At 69.3% G+C, this 13387-nt stretch carries 16 protein-coding genes; 7 read left to right on the forward strand and 9 right to left on the reverse strand.

The window, feature by feature from the left end:
- Window positions 1–12 precede the first annotated feature (12 nt).
- Window positions 13–525 carry a hypothetical protein gene (locus IEZ09_RS46255; protein WP_229812317.1) on the reverse strand — a complete coding sequence of 171 codons (513 nt, stop codon included), beginning with the start codon at window positions 523–525 and terminating at the stop codon, window positions 13–15.
- 73 nt (window positions 526–598) lie between these two features.
- Between IEZ09_RS46255 and IEZ09_RS46260 the strand changes: the two genes are divergently transcribed.
- On the forward strand, window positions 599–1033 hold the full coding sequence (locus IEZ09_RS46260; protein ID WP_229812318.1) for a GNAT family N-acetyltransferase: 435 nt from the start codon (window positions 599–601) through the stop codon (window positions 1031–1033).
- On the opposite strand, the gene IEZ09_RS07255 is transcribed toward IEZ09_RS46260, so the two are convergent.
- Together IEZ09_RS07255 and IEZ09_RS07260 are read right to left on the reverse strand one after the other, a co-directional pair.
- The gene (locus tag IEZ09_RS07255; protein WP_189252809.1) at window positions 987–1295 is read right to left on the reverse strand and encodes a hypothetical protein; all 309 of its coding nucleotides are present in this window, start codon (window positions 1293–1295) and stop codon (window positions 987–989) included. The two genes, IEZ09_RS46260 and IEZ09_RS07255, sit on opposite strands and share 47 nt — an antisense overlap.
- A gap of 15 nt (window positions 1296–1310) precedes the next feature.
- Window positions 1311–1883 carry a PadR family transcriptional regulator gene (locus IEZ09_RS07260; RefSeq protein WP_189252810.1) on the reverse strand — a complete coding sequence of 191 codons (573 nt, stop codon included), beginning with the start codon at window positions 1881–1883 and terminating at the stop codon, window positions 1311–1313.
- Between the two features lie 55 nt (window positions 1884–1938).
- Here IEZ09_RS07260 and IEZ09_RS07265 point away from each other — a divergent pair, with 55 nt between their 5' ends.
- Window positions 1939–2334, forward strand: a complete 396-nt coding sequence (locus IEZ09_RS07265) for a nuclear transport factor 2 family protein (protein WP_189252811.1) — start codon at window positions 1939–1941, stop codon at window positions 2332–2334.
- Here IEZ09_RS07265 and IEZ09_RS07270 read toward each other — a convergent pair.
- From IEZ09_RS07270 to IEZ09_RS07285, 4 genes are all read right to left on the reverse strand, one after another.
- Window positions 2314–4053 carry a hypothetical protein gene (locus tag IEZ09_RS07270; protein ID WP_189252812.1) on the reverse strand — a complete coding sequence of 580 codons (1740 nt, stop codon included), beginning with the start codon at window positions 4051–4053 and terminating at the stop codon, window positions 2314–2316. The two genes, IEZ09_RS07265 and IEZ09_RS07270, sit on opposite strands and share 21 nt — an antisense overlap.
- Window positions 4054–4113: 60 nt before the next feature.
- On the reverse strand, window positions 4114–4836 hold the full coding sequence (locus IEZ09_RS07275; protein WP_189252813.1) for a class I SAM-dependent DNA methyltransferase: 723 nt from the start codon (window positions 4834–4836) through the stop codon (window positions 4114–4116).
- 23 nt (window positions 4837–4859) lie between these two features.
- Entirely contained in the window at window positions 4860–6122 is a 1263-nt protein-coding gene (locus tag IEZ09_RS07280; protein WP_189252814.1) for a cytochrome P450, read from the reverse strand.
- A 233-nt stretch (window positions 6123–6355) separates the two neighbouring features.
- Window positions 6356–6835, reverse strand: coding sequence for a nucleotidyltransferase domain-containing protein (locus tag IEZ09_RS07285; protein WP_189252815.1), 480 nt, complete (start codon window positions 6833–6835; stop codon window positions 6356–6358).
- On the opposite strand from IEZ09_RS07285, the gene IEZ09_RS07290 reads away from it, so the two are divergent.
- Window positions 6834–7037, forward strand: a complete 204-nt coding sequence (locus IEZ09_RS07290) for a hypothetical protein (protein WP_189252816.1) — start codon at window positions 6834–6836, stop codon at window positions 7035–7037. The genes IEZ09_RS07285 and IEZ09_RS07290 overlap by 2 nt on opposite strands.
- Before the next feature lie 41 nt (window positions 7038–7078).
- Here the strand turns inward: IEZ09_RS07290 and IEZ09_RS07295 are convergent, their stop codons facing one another.
- Together IEZ09_RS07295 and IEZ09_RS07300 are read right to left on the reverse strand one after the other, a co-directional pair.
- Entirely contained in the window at window positions 7079–9394 is a 2316-nt protein-coding gene (locus IEZ09_RS07295; RefSeq protein WP_229812319.1) for a hypothetical protein, read from the reverse strand.
- Between the two features lie 65 nt (window positions 9395–9459).
- Entirely contained in the window at window positions 9460–9981 is a 522-nt protein-coding gene (locus IEZ09_RS07300; protein WP_189252818.1) for an isochorismatase family protein, read from the reverse strand.
- Between the two features lie 172 nt (window positions 9982–10153).
- On the opposite strand from IEZ09_RS07300, the gene IEZ09_RS07305 reads away from it, so the two are divergent.
- From IEZ09_RS07305 to IEZ09_RS07320, 4 genes are all read left to right on the forward strand, one after another.
- Window positions 10154–11098: a helix-turn-helix transcriptional regulator gene (locus IEZ09_RS07305; RefSeq protein WP_189252819.1), complete on the forward strand. Its 945-nt coding sequence runs from the start codon at window positions 10154–10156 to the stop codon at window positions 11096–11098.
- A gap of 98 nt (window positions 11099–11196) precedes the next feature.
- On the forward strand, window positions 11197–11571 hold the full coding sequence (locus IEZ09_RS07310) for an STAS domain-containing protein (protein WP_189252820.1): 375 nt from the start codon (window positions 11197–11199) through the stop codon (window positions 11569–11571).
- 6 nt (window positions 11572–11577) lie between these two features.
- Window positions 11578–12843: a prolyl oligopeptidase family serine peptidase gene (locus IEZ09_RS07315; RefSeq protein ID WP_189252821.1), complete on the forward strand. Its 1266-nt coding sequence runs from the start codon at window positions 11578–11580 to the stop codon at window positions 12841–12843.
- A 13-nt stretch (window positions 12844–12856) separates the two neighbouring features.
- Complete coding sequence (locus tag IEZ09_RS07320) at window positions 12857–13354, forward strand: O-acetyl-ADP-ribose deacetylase (RefSeq protein ID WP_189252822.1); 498 nt, start codon at window positions 12857–12859, stop codon at window positions 13352–13354.
- Window positions 13355–13387 lie beyond the last annotated feature (33 nt).

The raw sequence follows: 13387 nt of genomic DNA on the forward strand, positions 1-13387 counted from the left end.
TGTGAAGGGGTTTCAGACCTGTTCAGCCGGAGGACCGCGCCACGACAGCACGTCCAGGAAGACGACCTGCGCGGGCGCGAGCCGCGGTGTGGCGACGACCAGGGGTGCCGTGGCGGGCAGGGAAGCGAGCCTGCGCGGGAGGACCGAGGCGAGGGCGCGGGCGACCGCCAGCACAGCGCGTTCGGCGACGGCGAGGACGACCACCGTTGCCGCGGTGGCCACGACGTGCGCGGCGACCATGCGCGACGGGTCCGGTTCGTGCACGTGCCGGGACGACGCGAGCGACATCATGAGGTGCATCGCCAGCTGGCCGCCGCCGATCAGCACCAGCAGCCGGCCGGGCGTGAGCTCGTGCCTGGCGAAACCGGAGCAGGCCCACGTGAGCAGCGCGACGAGCGAGAAGACCAGCCCCGCGTCGGGCAGGTGGCCGTCCGCCGACGTGTGCGCGAGAACGGCGAGCGCCCCGGTGACAACGCCGACAGCAGCACAGCGCGCACGGCGCAGCGGAGCTGTGGGCAGGGGCACGAACAGGAGTTTAGCTGCCGGAACGATCAAAACCAGCCCTACGGAAGTTCCGCGGAAACGGTTCAATGGCGCAGTGATCTCCTACAGCACCGACGTCAGCGCTCTCGCCGAGGACGATCTCGGTGGCTTCTTCGTGGGCTGGCCTGCACCGCCGTCCCGCGCGCAACACCTCGCCGTGCTGCGCGGGAGCTACCGCGTCGTGATCGCGCGGTCGGACAGCACCGTCGTCGGCTTCGTGAACATGATCAGCGACGGCGTGCTCACGGCGTTCATCCCGTGGCTGGAGGTGCTGCCGGAGTTCCAGGGGCAGGGCGTCGGCACCGAGCTGGTGCGCAGGATCCTGGCCGAGGCGGAGCAGATGTACTCGGTGGACCTGATCTGCGACGAGGAGCTGAAGCCCTTCTACGAACGCCTCGGCATGACGGCGTGGACCGGCATGATGCTGCGCAACCGCGACGCGATCAGATCCCTTCCAGGTCGAGCGTCTGCTGGTGAGGGCCGCCCGTGAACGAGCTGGTGAGCAGTCCCGCGCTGCGGCAGCGCCCGCACGAGACCGGGGACGTCGTCGGCTTGAAGCGGGTGAAGTCCCAGCTGCCGGTGCCGACGTGACAACCGGGGCCGGGCACCTCCAGCCCGAGCCAGCCCTGCAGCCGCACGGCGTGCACGACGTCGGAGCCCTCGAGGTAGCCGTTGAGCCGTCCCGCGAACCGGTTGCGCGCCTCTTCCGCGGGCGCGCTGAGAGCCTCCTGCAACACCGAAATGCCGTTCATGGAGCTGATTCAACCTCACGGGGACGCGTCGAGCCGCGCACCACGCCGCTCCAGGACCGTGAGGCAGCGCGCACACCAGCGCACGTTGTCCCGCTCGAAGGACAAGCCGCGCAACAATGTCAGGTACGGCCCGACGCGGTCGGCCGTGGTCAGGAACTCCTCCTCGGTGCGGCCGTCGAGCAGCTTGGCCTTGATCCGCTCGTACCGCGCGATCTTCGCCTCGGCCCACTGCCTGCGTTCCCGCAGTGACGCCTTGACCTTCTCGACGTCACCGGCGTCCGCCGCCATCACCGCGACCATCAGCTCGTCGCGGATCGCGGTGGGCTTGTGCGGCTCGGCGGTGAAGGCGGCAAGCGCCTCCAGGCCCTGCGGCGTCAGGGAGAACAGCCGCTTGTTCGGGCGGCGTTCCTGCTCGACCGTGCGGGCCTGGACGAGGTTGTCGGCCTCCATCCGGTCGAGCTCGCGGTAGAGCTGCTGCGGCGTGCACATCCAGAAGTTGGCCACGGAGGCGTCGAACGCCTTGGCCAGGTCGTAACCGGACGCCTCCCCGTCGAGCAGGACGGCCATCATGGCGTTGCGCAGCGACATACTCGCAGGTTACGGTCTGGCGACCTAGTCAACAAGTTGAGTATGTGGGGTCGACATGAACGCGTTTCGAGCAGCCGTCGAGGCACGGGACACCGACGCGATGGCCGCCTGCCTCGCGGACAACGTGGTGTTCACCAGCCCCGTCGCGTTCGCGCCGTACCCCGGCAAGCCCCTGACCGCCGCGATCCTGCGCGGTGTGATGCGGGTGTTCGAGAACTTCCGCTACGAACGGGAGATCGTCGACGGTCAGAACCACGCGCTGGTGTTCCGCGCAGAGGTCGGCGGCAAGGAGATCCAGGGCTGCGACTTCCTGCACCTCGACGCGGACGGGCTGATCGACGAGTTCACCGTGATGGTGCGGCCTCTTTCCGCCGCCCAGGCCCTGTCGGAGGCCATGGGCGCGCAGTTCGAGCAGATCAAGGCAGAGGCGCTAGAAGCGTTCAACGCCTAGCGCGGTCAGCGCCAGGTCGAGGTTGCTCAACCCCTGCAGGGCCCTGCCCCGCCCGGTCTGCGCGTCCAGCTCCACGATCGCCGTGTTGCGCTGGTCGTCCGCCGACATCTGCCGCAACGCGGCGTCGTCGCGAATCCCGGTCTCCCGCAGGAACACCATCACCGCGCCCACACCGGCGAGGTCCGCGTCGGCGTAGGCCTGGTAGTCGTTCTGGTTGCTGTGCGCGGTCATCTCGACGATCAGCGTGTTGCGCATGTCGTCGCGGGACATCGCGTTGAGCTCGTGCTGCGTCCGGAACCGCCCGGCCAGCAGCACACCCCGGATGTAGAAGCTCACGAGGCCGGGACGCCGGCCGCGCACGGCGAGGTCGCTGCCCAGTCCGATTTGGACGAGCTGGAGGTTCGTGAACCCCTGCAGCTCGCGGCCGGCCCCGGTCTGGGCGGCCAGTTCCACGATGAGCGTGTTGCGCTGGTCGTCGGACGACATCTGCTTCAGGGCGTCGTCGTCACGCAACCCGTTGCGGCGCAGGAAGACCATCACCGCACCCATGCCGGCGAGCGTGTCGTTGTCGTAGCGCTGGTAGTCGTTCTGGTTGCTGTGGGCCGTCATCTCGACGATGAGCGTGTTGCGCATGTCCTCGTGGGACATCGCGTTGAGCTCGTGCTGGGTGCGGAACCCGCCCGCGAGCAGCACACCGCGGATGGGGAACGAGATCACCGACCCCGCGCGCACCTCCACGTCGGCGAAGTCGCCGCCGACACCGTTGAGACGCAAGGTGAAGTCACCGGCGGGACAGGCCCAGTCGGTCTCCGTCAACCGGGCGACGCCCTCGTACCTGATGCGGCCGTCGGGGTTGCGGGAATGCACGGCCAGGCCTTCGAACCTGATCGCGCTGTCGTAGCCGCGGCGCTGGCGCAGCTCCACGAAGAACATCCGTCCATCGCGTTTGAGCGACGGCACGGCGAGCAACACGGGTTTGCCCGACCCCGGCGACACGTAGTTGATCGCGTACAGGCGTGTTCTCGCCGGGAAGTCGCGCACGTGGACCACCGACGAGCTGTCGCGGAACACCGGTTCGCGGTAGAGCTGTGCCGCGGGCAGCATCGGGCCGACGATGCGGTTCGCGGGCTGGCCGAGGTGCGGTGCCTGCTTGTTCGGCCCACCGTCGGGCAGTTCGGGTTTCGGGGCGCGGATGAAGCTCGGCTGGAACTGGATGGGCATGCCGTAGACCCGCGCGCTCATCATCGAGTACGGCGAGCCGTAGTCGGTCGTGCCGTCGGTGCCGAGCTCGTGGTGCAGGCCGTAGCTGTGGCCGAGCTCCTGGCACGCCGCGTCGAACGGCGTGATCGAGTCGACCACGGTCACGGGGATCTGTTTCTCACCACCGGGAACCGGCACGGACACGGTGCCACCGCCCCACCAGCCGGTCGGCCGCGCGAGCCAGACCAGCAGGACGCCGGTGTGCTCCCAGTCCACCTGCGTGGCGGCCTTCACCACGGCGGAGTGCAGGTCGCCGCGCTTGTCGTTCGGCACCTGGCCCGGATCGGGGATCTCGACCGGGTCGTACACCTGGCTGCTCACGTCGAAGATCCCGCGTGAGGAGCGCCACCAGAAGTCACCCAGGCCGAACTCGACACCCGGCCGCATCCAGTTCTCGAACTGTTCGCGCGACCAGACGCTGTCCGTCGCCGCGTACCGCACCGGAACGACTGCGATCATGGCCGTCTCCTCCGTGCCGCCTGAGTGGACACAGAGGAACTCGGTCGCCGCGGCGGAACGTTACGCGGCGGCCTCGTACACGCTCACGTGCCGCGTGCTGGTGGCCGTGAACTCCTCACCGTTCCAGCCGCCCCACCGGTCGCGCAGCCGCAGTCCGGCGATGCGCGCCATGAGGTCGAACTCGGCGGGGTAGGCGAGGCGCTGGCGGATCGCGCCGAACCGGATGCCGTCCGCGCTGATCTCCACGTGGTTCTCGTCGAGGATCTGGGTGACGGGGTCGTAGCGGTTGACGTCGAGCCCGACGCGGTCGATCTCCAGGCTCTCCACGTCGATGAACTGGTGGCGTCGCCGCGCGGCCCAGCTCGGCAGGCCGCACTCGATCACGAACACGCCGCCGGGGGCGAGGTGCCGTGCCGCGTTCTCGAAGCAGCGGACCTGGTCGTCCTGGGTGAGCAGGTTCGTGATCGTGTTGTAGACCAGGTACACCAGCTCGTAGGTGCGGCCGGTGGTCGCGCGCGACATGTCGCCGATGACCACGTCGATGCCTTCGTTGCCGGGTTTCTCCCGCAGGCGCGCGACCATGTGGGGGGAGAGCTCGATGCCGCCGACGTCGACACCGGCTTCCTTGAGGGGCAACGCGATGCGGCCGGTGCCGATCGCGAACTCCAGCGCGTTCGCGCCGAAGCCCGCGAGGAACCGGACGGTGTCGACCTCGTCGCCGCGGGGCGAGTTGTCGTAGGTGCTCGCTGTTTCGGGACCGAAGCTCGGGTTGAATCCCTTCACGTCGTCCACGTTAGCCACCGCGGCTACCGAGTTTTCTCGTCCGCGTCCCAGGTGATCGGCAGGTGCTTCACGCCGAAGATCGTCGACGTCGTGCGCACGTGCACGTCCTGCGCGGGCACGGCGAGCCTGATCCCCGGCAGGCGCCGCAGCAGTTCGCGGAAGCTGACCGACATCTCGATGCGCGCGAGTTCGTTGCCCAGGCACTGGTGCACGCCGTGGCCGAACGAGAGGTGCCTGGTGCGCGGCCGGTCGATGCGGAACCGGTGCGGCTCCTCGCACTCGGCGGGATCGCGGTTGGTGGCGATCACCGAGCACATCACCGTGTCGCCCTCGCTGATCGTCACGTCGCCGATCTCCACGTCCTCCAACGCGTAGCGCACGATCCCGGTGTCGACAATGGACAGATACCGCAGCATCTCCTCGACGGCGGTCTCCATCAGTCCGTCGGGATCGGCGCGCAGGGCGTCGAGCTGGTCCGGGTGGTCCAGCAACGCGAGCACGCCGAGGCCGAGCATGTTCGTCGTCGTCTCGTGGCCGGCGATCAGCAGCAGGTTCGCGAGCCCGACCATCTCGTCGTCGGACATGTCGCTCGTGTGGGCCAGCTCCGACAGCAGGTCGTCCTCGCGGTGGGCGCGTTTCTCCTGCACCAGGCCCCACATGTAGCGGTGCATGCGGGTGCCCACCTCGATCAGGCCCTCCAGGTCGGTGGCCAGGTCGAGCAGTTCGATCGTGTCGTCCTGGAAGTGCCCGCGGTCGGCGACCGGCACGCCGAGCAGCTCGCAGATCACCAGGGACGGCACCGGCAGCGCGAAGTCGCGGATCAGGTCCGACGGCGGCCCCGCGGCGATCATCGCGTCGATGCGGCCGGAGACGATCTCCTCGATCTGCGCGGTGAGCGCCCGCATCCGGCGCATCGTGAACTGCCGGGCGAGCAACCTGCGGTAGCGGGTGTGCTCGGGCGGGTCGGTCGTGATGAACGACCCGGCCCGGCTCTCGGCGGCCGCGAACTTGTCGCGCATCTCCGTGCTGAGCTTGTCCCGCAACCGCTTCACCTTGAACCTGTCCGCGCTCATCCGCGGGTCGGCCAGCAGCGTGCGGGCGGCGTCCTGGCCGGTGACCAGCCAGAGCGGCTCGTCGTTGTGCTCGACGAGGTGGATCGGCCCGGCCTCGCTCAGGCGGGCGAGGCGTGGCGCCGGGTCGAACGTGCTCGCGCGGTCCATGAGGTCGGCGGGCAGTACGGGTCTCATGGCTTCGAGGGCGGCGTCCGGTGTCGAGGCTGTTGTCATCGCGAATCCTCTTCGGGGGAGTGGGATGTGCGATTTCTAGGCCGGAAGAAACTGGGGAAAGAACTGAATCGCCGCGCGTTCCGAAAGGGCAAAACTGGTTCGCGCCCAATCGGATCTGCTGGTTCGGCGCCGTGACCAGCGCTTACGTGGTTGACACGAGAATGACTTCTTTTGTCATCCGGAAGGTTCGGTTCGAAAGAATGCCCTTTTGGGCAGGCTTTCCCATTCGTTTTTCAAATCGATTGTTGCGGCAGATGGCGCAACAGGGCCAGGTCGTGCAGATCGCGCTCGCGCGGTTCGTAGCCCTGGTGGAAGTGCAGCTGTTGCTCCGCGGACAGGCACGGCACGGTCGTGCCGAGAATCGTGCCGGTGACGAAGCACCTCGCGGGGTAGCGAAACGGGTCGCCCGGCGTCAGCGAGGACTGCTCGGCGCTGCCGTCCGGGAAGAACCGCAGCGGGTGCAGGTCGATCTCCCTGCCGCCGGGGTCCGTGAGGACGAAACGCACCGGCCGCCACGACAACGTCTCGGCGAACCCCAGCGCGGCCAGGGCGGCGAGGACAGCGGGTTCCTGGTCCTCGCGGTGCATGAGGTCGAGGTCGCCGTGCGGGCGGGTCTGCTCGCCCACCAGCGCGTCGACGCCCCAGCCGCCGCCGATCCAGACGTCGTGCCCCGACAGTGCGGCCAAGATCTCCAGGACGTCCTCAGCGATCATGCGACGAACGTTAGCGCTCTCGTGCGGGGCGGAAACGTCGAACGTCCGCACGCCGCAGGTGGCGTCGATCGAGGCGCACCCGGTGCGTCACCACGCGGACGTCGCCCGGCTGGCGGAGAACGCCGTGCTGGCCTCGTTCCTGCCCAACACGCGCAAGACTTCGTTGCTGGAGGAGATTTCCGCGGTGCAGGCAGCGATGTGAGTGCGGTGGCCCGCCGGTTCTCGCCCGGCGGGCCACGTCACCTACTGCGGCACCTGGTAGGTGCGCCGGACCTCACCGGACACGATGCCGTCCGGAGTCCTGCTGGACACGGTCATCTCGAACGCCCCGGCTGGCGTGTAGGTGAACCGCGCCTTGCCGTCCTCGCCGACCGGGACGACCTGCGGAGTGTTGAACGAGATGTACCACAACACCTCGTGCGAACCCGGCAGCGCCGGCGTCACCACGAACTCGACCGGCTGACCCGGCCGCGCGGTGATCGGGCCGCCGTCCGGGTACTGCGGGCTGGTCACGGTGGGCGGCAACGGCTTCACCTGGAACAGGTACGACCGCTCGTCGGTCTCCAGGCCGCTCTCCGTCACGCCGCGCACGTACAGGTAGTGGTGGCCCGGGTTCCTGGGCGCCCACTGGATCTGCGTGGCCGTCGTGGTCTGCCACGGTTCGTCGTCGAACCTGTACCTGTACGACACGACGGGGATCTGCGGCGACGAGAACGTGAACGTGCCGGCCTGGCCAGGAGCGCCGGCGGGTTCGTACCGGTAGTCGTTGCTCGTGACGTCGGGGGCCGGCGTGCTGGCGGACAGCGAGGCTTCGCCCCAGCCGGAACGGATTCCGGCCGCGTTGACGCTCGCCACCAGCACCTTGTGACGTCCCTTCGTCGTCGGCGTGTACTCGAACGTCAACGACCCGTCCTCGGCGGCGGGCGCCTGCTGCTCGGCTCCGCTGCCGACCTTGTACACATAGGACACGACGTTCTCGCGCCACGGTGTCGCGGTGATCGTGCGCTTCTGGCCCACGACACCGGACCACGGGCTGACCTCGACCTCGGGCCGCATCTGCTCGACGTTGAAGGTGTGGTCCACGATGCCGGACTTGGTGCCCGCGCCGTCGACCGTCCAGATCTTGAGCGTGTGCCGCTCGGCGCCGGGCTCGGTGAACGTGAGCGTGAGGCGCGCCTTGCGGTCCTCGCCGACGGGCAGGGACTTCTCCTCGCCGCCGTCGAGCTGGTGGACGAACCGCGTGGCACCGTCCTGGTTGGCGGTGAACACGAACTCGGCCGGCACACCGATCTCCAGCCACGGCGTCTCGACGGACGGGGCGGTCGTGCGCACCCAGTAGCGGTACGACGCGCTCGGCGACCGGAGCCCGGCCCGGTCGATGCCGCGGGCCTGGATGTACGTCGGCCCGTCGGTGCGCGGCGTGACCGTGACCGTGGCCTTGCCACCGGGAGCGTCCGCCGTCACGCGGCCCGCTTCGATGCCGATACCGTCGTACTCGAACGCGACGACGTCCGTGTCACCGTTGGCGTCGAAGGTGAAGTCACCCGGCAGGCCCTCGCCACCGTCACCGGGCGGGGCACCGTCCTCGCGGTAGGTGGTCGAGGAGATCTTCGGCGCGTTCTTCGGCGCGGTGAGGTCGGCCGTGAACCGGCACGGCGCGGACCACTCGGAGTTCGCGGACCCGTCCTCGGTGCGGGCGGCGAACGCGTACGTGCCGCCGTCCTTGACCATCCCGGCGGGGAAGTAGCTGTCGATCGACCCGGAACCCGCCCAGAGCGGAGCCGGCTCCACGCGCTGCTCCGGCGCGTCGACGGGCCAGAACGCGAAGCGCCCTTCGAGCCCGTAGGTGCCGTCGGCGTCGTGCACGATCGCCCGGACGCGCGGCTGCGGGCTCGCGACGAAAGGCGTTGTGCTGCCGCAGTTGTGGATGTCGAGCATCAGGTCGGTCGGCGTGCCAGGAGGCGTGTTGAACGTCGTGCTGAGCACCGCGGCCGGGTCGTACGTGCGCCCGTACGCCGTGTCGCCCTGGAACTGCTCGGCGATGCGCAGCGCGAAGGTGATCTCCGTGCTGCCCTGCTCGAGCGCCTGCTTGATCGGCTCGGCGACGTTCCAGGTGAGCCACGGCGTGACGCAGTCCTGGTTCGGGTTCGCGGCGACGTCCGCGAGCTCCTGCGGCTGGTTGTCCCAGGTGATCTGGCCCTGCGGCCGCACGACCCACAGCTGGGTGGAACGCGGCCTGGTGCAGTCGTTCGCGGCCTTCTCCGGGGTGCGCAGGCTCGCGGTGAACAGCTGCGTGCCCTGGAACCGCGCGATGTCGAACGTGAGGTAGGTCTTGCCGAGGTGGTGCTTGTCGTCCCGCCACGCGCCGACCCTGGCGTCACCTGTGGTGATGGACGTGCTCGGCTGCTTGGAGTCGGTCGTGACCCACTTGGCCGGGCTGAGCAAGGCCGAGCTCGGCGGCTGTGCGGCATGCGCGGTGCCGGGTACCACCGCGAGACCCGCGATGAGCGCAGCAACGAGTGCCCCGGCGCCACGCCGGGGTCTGCCAGATGATCTCACTGATCCCCCTAGAACCACATTGTCCGGCGGATCGTGCCATCCGCAGGACGTTTTGTCACCGGGGTTCAGCGGAAGATCTCGTCGGCCGGCCGGACCGTGACCGTCCCTCCAGGATGGACGGCCGCGCTGAGAATCCGGTTGTGCCGGGCGATGATCTGCTCGGCGGTGAGCCCGGCCTCGGGATCGGGCACCGTCGAGTGGCCGTCCTCCACCAGCACGACGTCGAACCCGCGGCTCACGGCCGACCGCACGGTCGCGTCGACGCAGTAGTCGGTGCCCACTCCCGTGAGGACGATCGTGTCGACGCCGTCGAGCACCTCGGCGAGGCCGCTCTCGTAGAAGCCGTCGGTCGCGGTCTTCTGGATGATCGTGTCGGCCGGCTGCAGGCGCAGGCGGTGGCAGAGCCGGGTACCCGGCGCGCCGGGCTCGAACATCGGCCCGCCGACCTGCTGCAGCGCGACGACCGGCGTGCCGCGTTCGCGCGCCCTGTCCGCGAGCCGGGCGATCCGGTCCGCCAGCTCGGCGCCATTCCACACGACCGGGATCAGCACCTCTTGCATGTCGACGATCACCAATGCCGCCTTCATGCCTCCCACGCTATCCCGTCCCCGGCAGGATGGTGGCCGCATCGGGGCAGCGACGTCACCGCATCCGCCAGTGTCCACTTCGGACAGCCTTCCGGCCGGCCGCGTACCAGGCTGAGCCCTCGACGCCCCCACTTCGCGGGCCGGGGGTGCAGGAGAAACGACCGTCCTGGCGATGGACAGCGCCGCTGAGGGCGAGCATCCTGCTGCCGTGGAACAAGTCGTCGAGGCGATGGACTTGGACGCGGTGCACGAGTTGCTGAGCGCGGCGTACGGCAGGATGCGGCTCAACGGAGGTCAACAGCGGGCGAGTCTGCGGATGGCGTCCAGGGCGTTCGGATCGATCCGGTTCGACCAGCTCGGCGGGCATGTCGGCGTCGAGGTCGACAGCGAGCCGCCGGGTGCCCACCTCTTCGGGTACCTGAGGTCCGGCCGGATCTGGTACAGGTCCGACGGGGAGGACCGGTTCCACACCGCCGGTGACGCGTTCCTCACCGCACCTGCGGACAGCCCGTTCACGGCGGGGGCTGAGGACCCGCAGGCGGACATGGTCATGTTCGGCCAGGACGTCGTCGACGAGGTCGCCGACAACGTCCGTTTCGAGGGCTGTTTCCCCATCTCGCCTCGGGCAGCCGCCGCGTGGCAGTCGACGTGCGAGTACCTGCGCCACGACCTGTTGCCGGTGTTCGCGGACAACCCGTTGGTCGTGGCGAACGCGAGACGTCTGCTGGTGGCCACGACATTGGCCACTTTCCCCAACACCACACTCGCTGGTATGACGGCGACCGATCGTCGTGACGCGCACCCTGCGGCTTTGAAGCGCGCCATCGCGTTCATCGCGGACAACGCCGCGCGGGACATCACCGCCGCCGACATCGCTCGTGCCGCACGCGTGTCGATTCGGGCGACGCAGATGGCATTCCGCCGTCACCTGGACATGACGCCGATGGCCTACCTCCGGCGCGTGCGAATCTCATGCGCTCATGCCGATTTGTGCGCGCGCAACGGGTCCGTCACGACAATCGCAGCCCGGTGGGGCTACGCCCGTCCGAGTGTCTTCGCCGCTCACTACCGCGCTGCCTACGGAGTCTCGCCGTCGCAGACCCTGCGGTCAGGCTGACGCACTTCGCTTTCCCGGTCGCGGGGGTTCGCTTCCGCTGCTATCGCTCGGTCTCGCGGTGCGGTGAAGTGAAGGCCCATTCCCCGATGTGAGGTCTGATGACCGCCAGTGAGACCAGCCCGTTCGACGTGCGGACGCAGCGCACGGGCACCCGTTTCGTGGCCAGCTGCCGCGGCGAGATGGACGTGACGACCTGTGAACTGTTCTTCGCCGCGGTGCTGCCAGGAATCACCGACCACACCGTCGACCGCGTGTCCGTGGACCTGGCCGAGGTGACCTTCATGTCCGCGAGCGGCCTGCGCAGCCTCCTGCTCGTGCTGTGCGCCGCGCACTACAACGGCAAGTCGTTCGACCTGCACCGCACCCAGCCCCAGGTCCGCCGCGTGCTGGACCTGTTCGGCTTCACCACCTTCAAGGCGGGCCTTGTGTGGGACGCGACCATGTCGCCCAAGGAGGGCCGTTCACTAGCTTGACCAGCTATGTTGCTCCCGCTGGTACTCGTACTCGCGCTGACCCCGCCCACAGCGGGGCTGACGGTCCCAAGCGCCGAACATCAGCAACTGGCCCGCCTCGCCGACCTCACCACCACCGGCACCACTGCCACCGGCCACACTGATCCGGCCGACTGGGCGGGCCTCACGAGCGCGGCCCTGCCCGTGCCCGCCGCCGTTCCCGGCATCCAGGTCGACGGCTACTTCCCGGACACGTCCCGCACCAACACCAACCACGGCTGGCACGACTCCCAGTTCGTGCTGAGACTGCCGGACCGCTGGAACGGCGGCCTGGTCGTCACCGGCGCCCCCGGCGTGCGCGAGCAGTACGCCAACGACCGGGCCATCTCCGACTGGGTCCTCTCCCGCGGCTACGCCTTCGCCGCCACCGACAAGGGCAACACCGGCGCCCAGTTCTACCGCGACGGCCACGCGATGGAGGAGTGGAACCACCGCTTCACCCAGCTCACCATCGCGGCGCGCGCGGCCGTCACCCAGCGCTACGGCCACGCCCCGCGCCGGACGATCGCGACCGGCATCTCCAACGGCGGCTACCTGGTGAGGTGGCAACTCGAAAACCGCGCCCACCTCTACGACGGCGGCGTCGACTGGGAGGGGACACTGTGGACGGTCAACGGCCCGAACCCGTTGACGTTCCTGCCTCCCGTGCTCCGCGCCTACCCGGCCCACCTCGCCGGCGACCCGTCAGCCCACGCCGCGATGGTGGCGGCCGGCTTCCCCGCGGGCACGGAGTTCCTGTGGGACTACCACTACCGCTACTACTGGGACCTCACCCAACGCATCTACCGCGAGGAGTTCGACCCCGGCTACGACGGCGCTCTGGAGGCAGGGGTCCCGTTCTGCGCTTCGGGAACGCCTTCCTGCGACGCCGACTACTCGTACGCCGCCCGGCGTCGTGTGGCGGGGCCCGCGGTGTCGCTGATCGCCTTGACGGGCAAGGTGAAGAGGCCGCTGCTGACCGTGCACGGGACGTATGACGTGTTGTTGCCGATCAGCCAGGATTCGGACGTGTACGCGTCGATGACGCCCGATCGGCTGCACCGGTACTACCGGGTCGAGCAGGGCACGCACGTGGACGGGCTCGTGGACGCCTATCCGGACCGGTTGCGGCCGCTCGCGCCGTGCCACCGGGCGGCGTTCGTGGCTTTGGAGCGGTGGCTGGACGGCATCGCGCCGCCGAAGTCCGCGACCCTGCCCAGGCCGTCTGACGTCGCCAACTGTCCGCTGTCGTGATCCAATCGGAGGCGTGGCCACCATCGAGTACGTCCTGGGCGACATCACCGAGCAGCACGTCGACGTGATCGTGAACGCCGCCAACTCCTCGCTCCTCGGCGGCGGAGGCGTGGACGGCGCGATCCACCGCAAGGGCGGCCCCGAGATCCTCGCCGAATGCCGCAAGCTCCGGGCGGGCCACTACGGGAGCGGCCTCAAGACCGGCCAGGCCGTGGCGACGACGGCCGGCCGGCTGCCCGCGCGGTGGGTCGTGCACACCGTCGGCCCGGTGTGGTCGGCCACCGAGGACCGGTCCGAGCTGCTGGCCGCCTGCCACCGCAACTCGCTGGCGGTCGCGGCCGGGCTCGGTGCGAAGACCGTGGCCTTCCCGGCGATCTCGACGGGCATCTACCGGTGGCCGCTGGAATCGGCGGCGGAGATCGCACGGGCCGCTGTGGCGGACGCGCCCGTCGACCTCGTCCGGTTCGTGCTGTTCGACCGGGCGGCGTACGAGGCTTACGCCCGGCCGTAGCCCGCAGCTCCGGCCCGTCCGGCCCCGAACACC

It is taken from the genome of Lentzea flava, assembly GCF_014648475.1.
Lineage (GTDB): Bacteria > Actinomycetota > Actinomycetes > Mycobacteriales > Pseudonocardiaceae > Lentzea > Lentzea flava.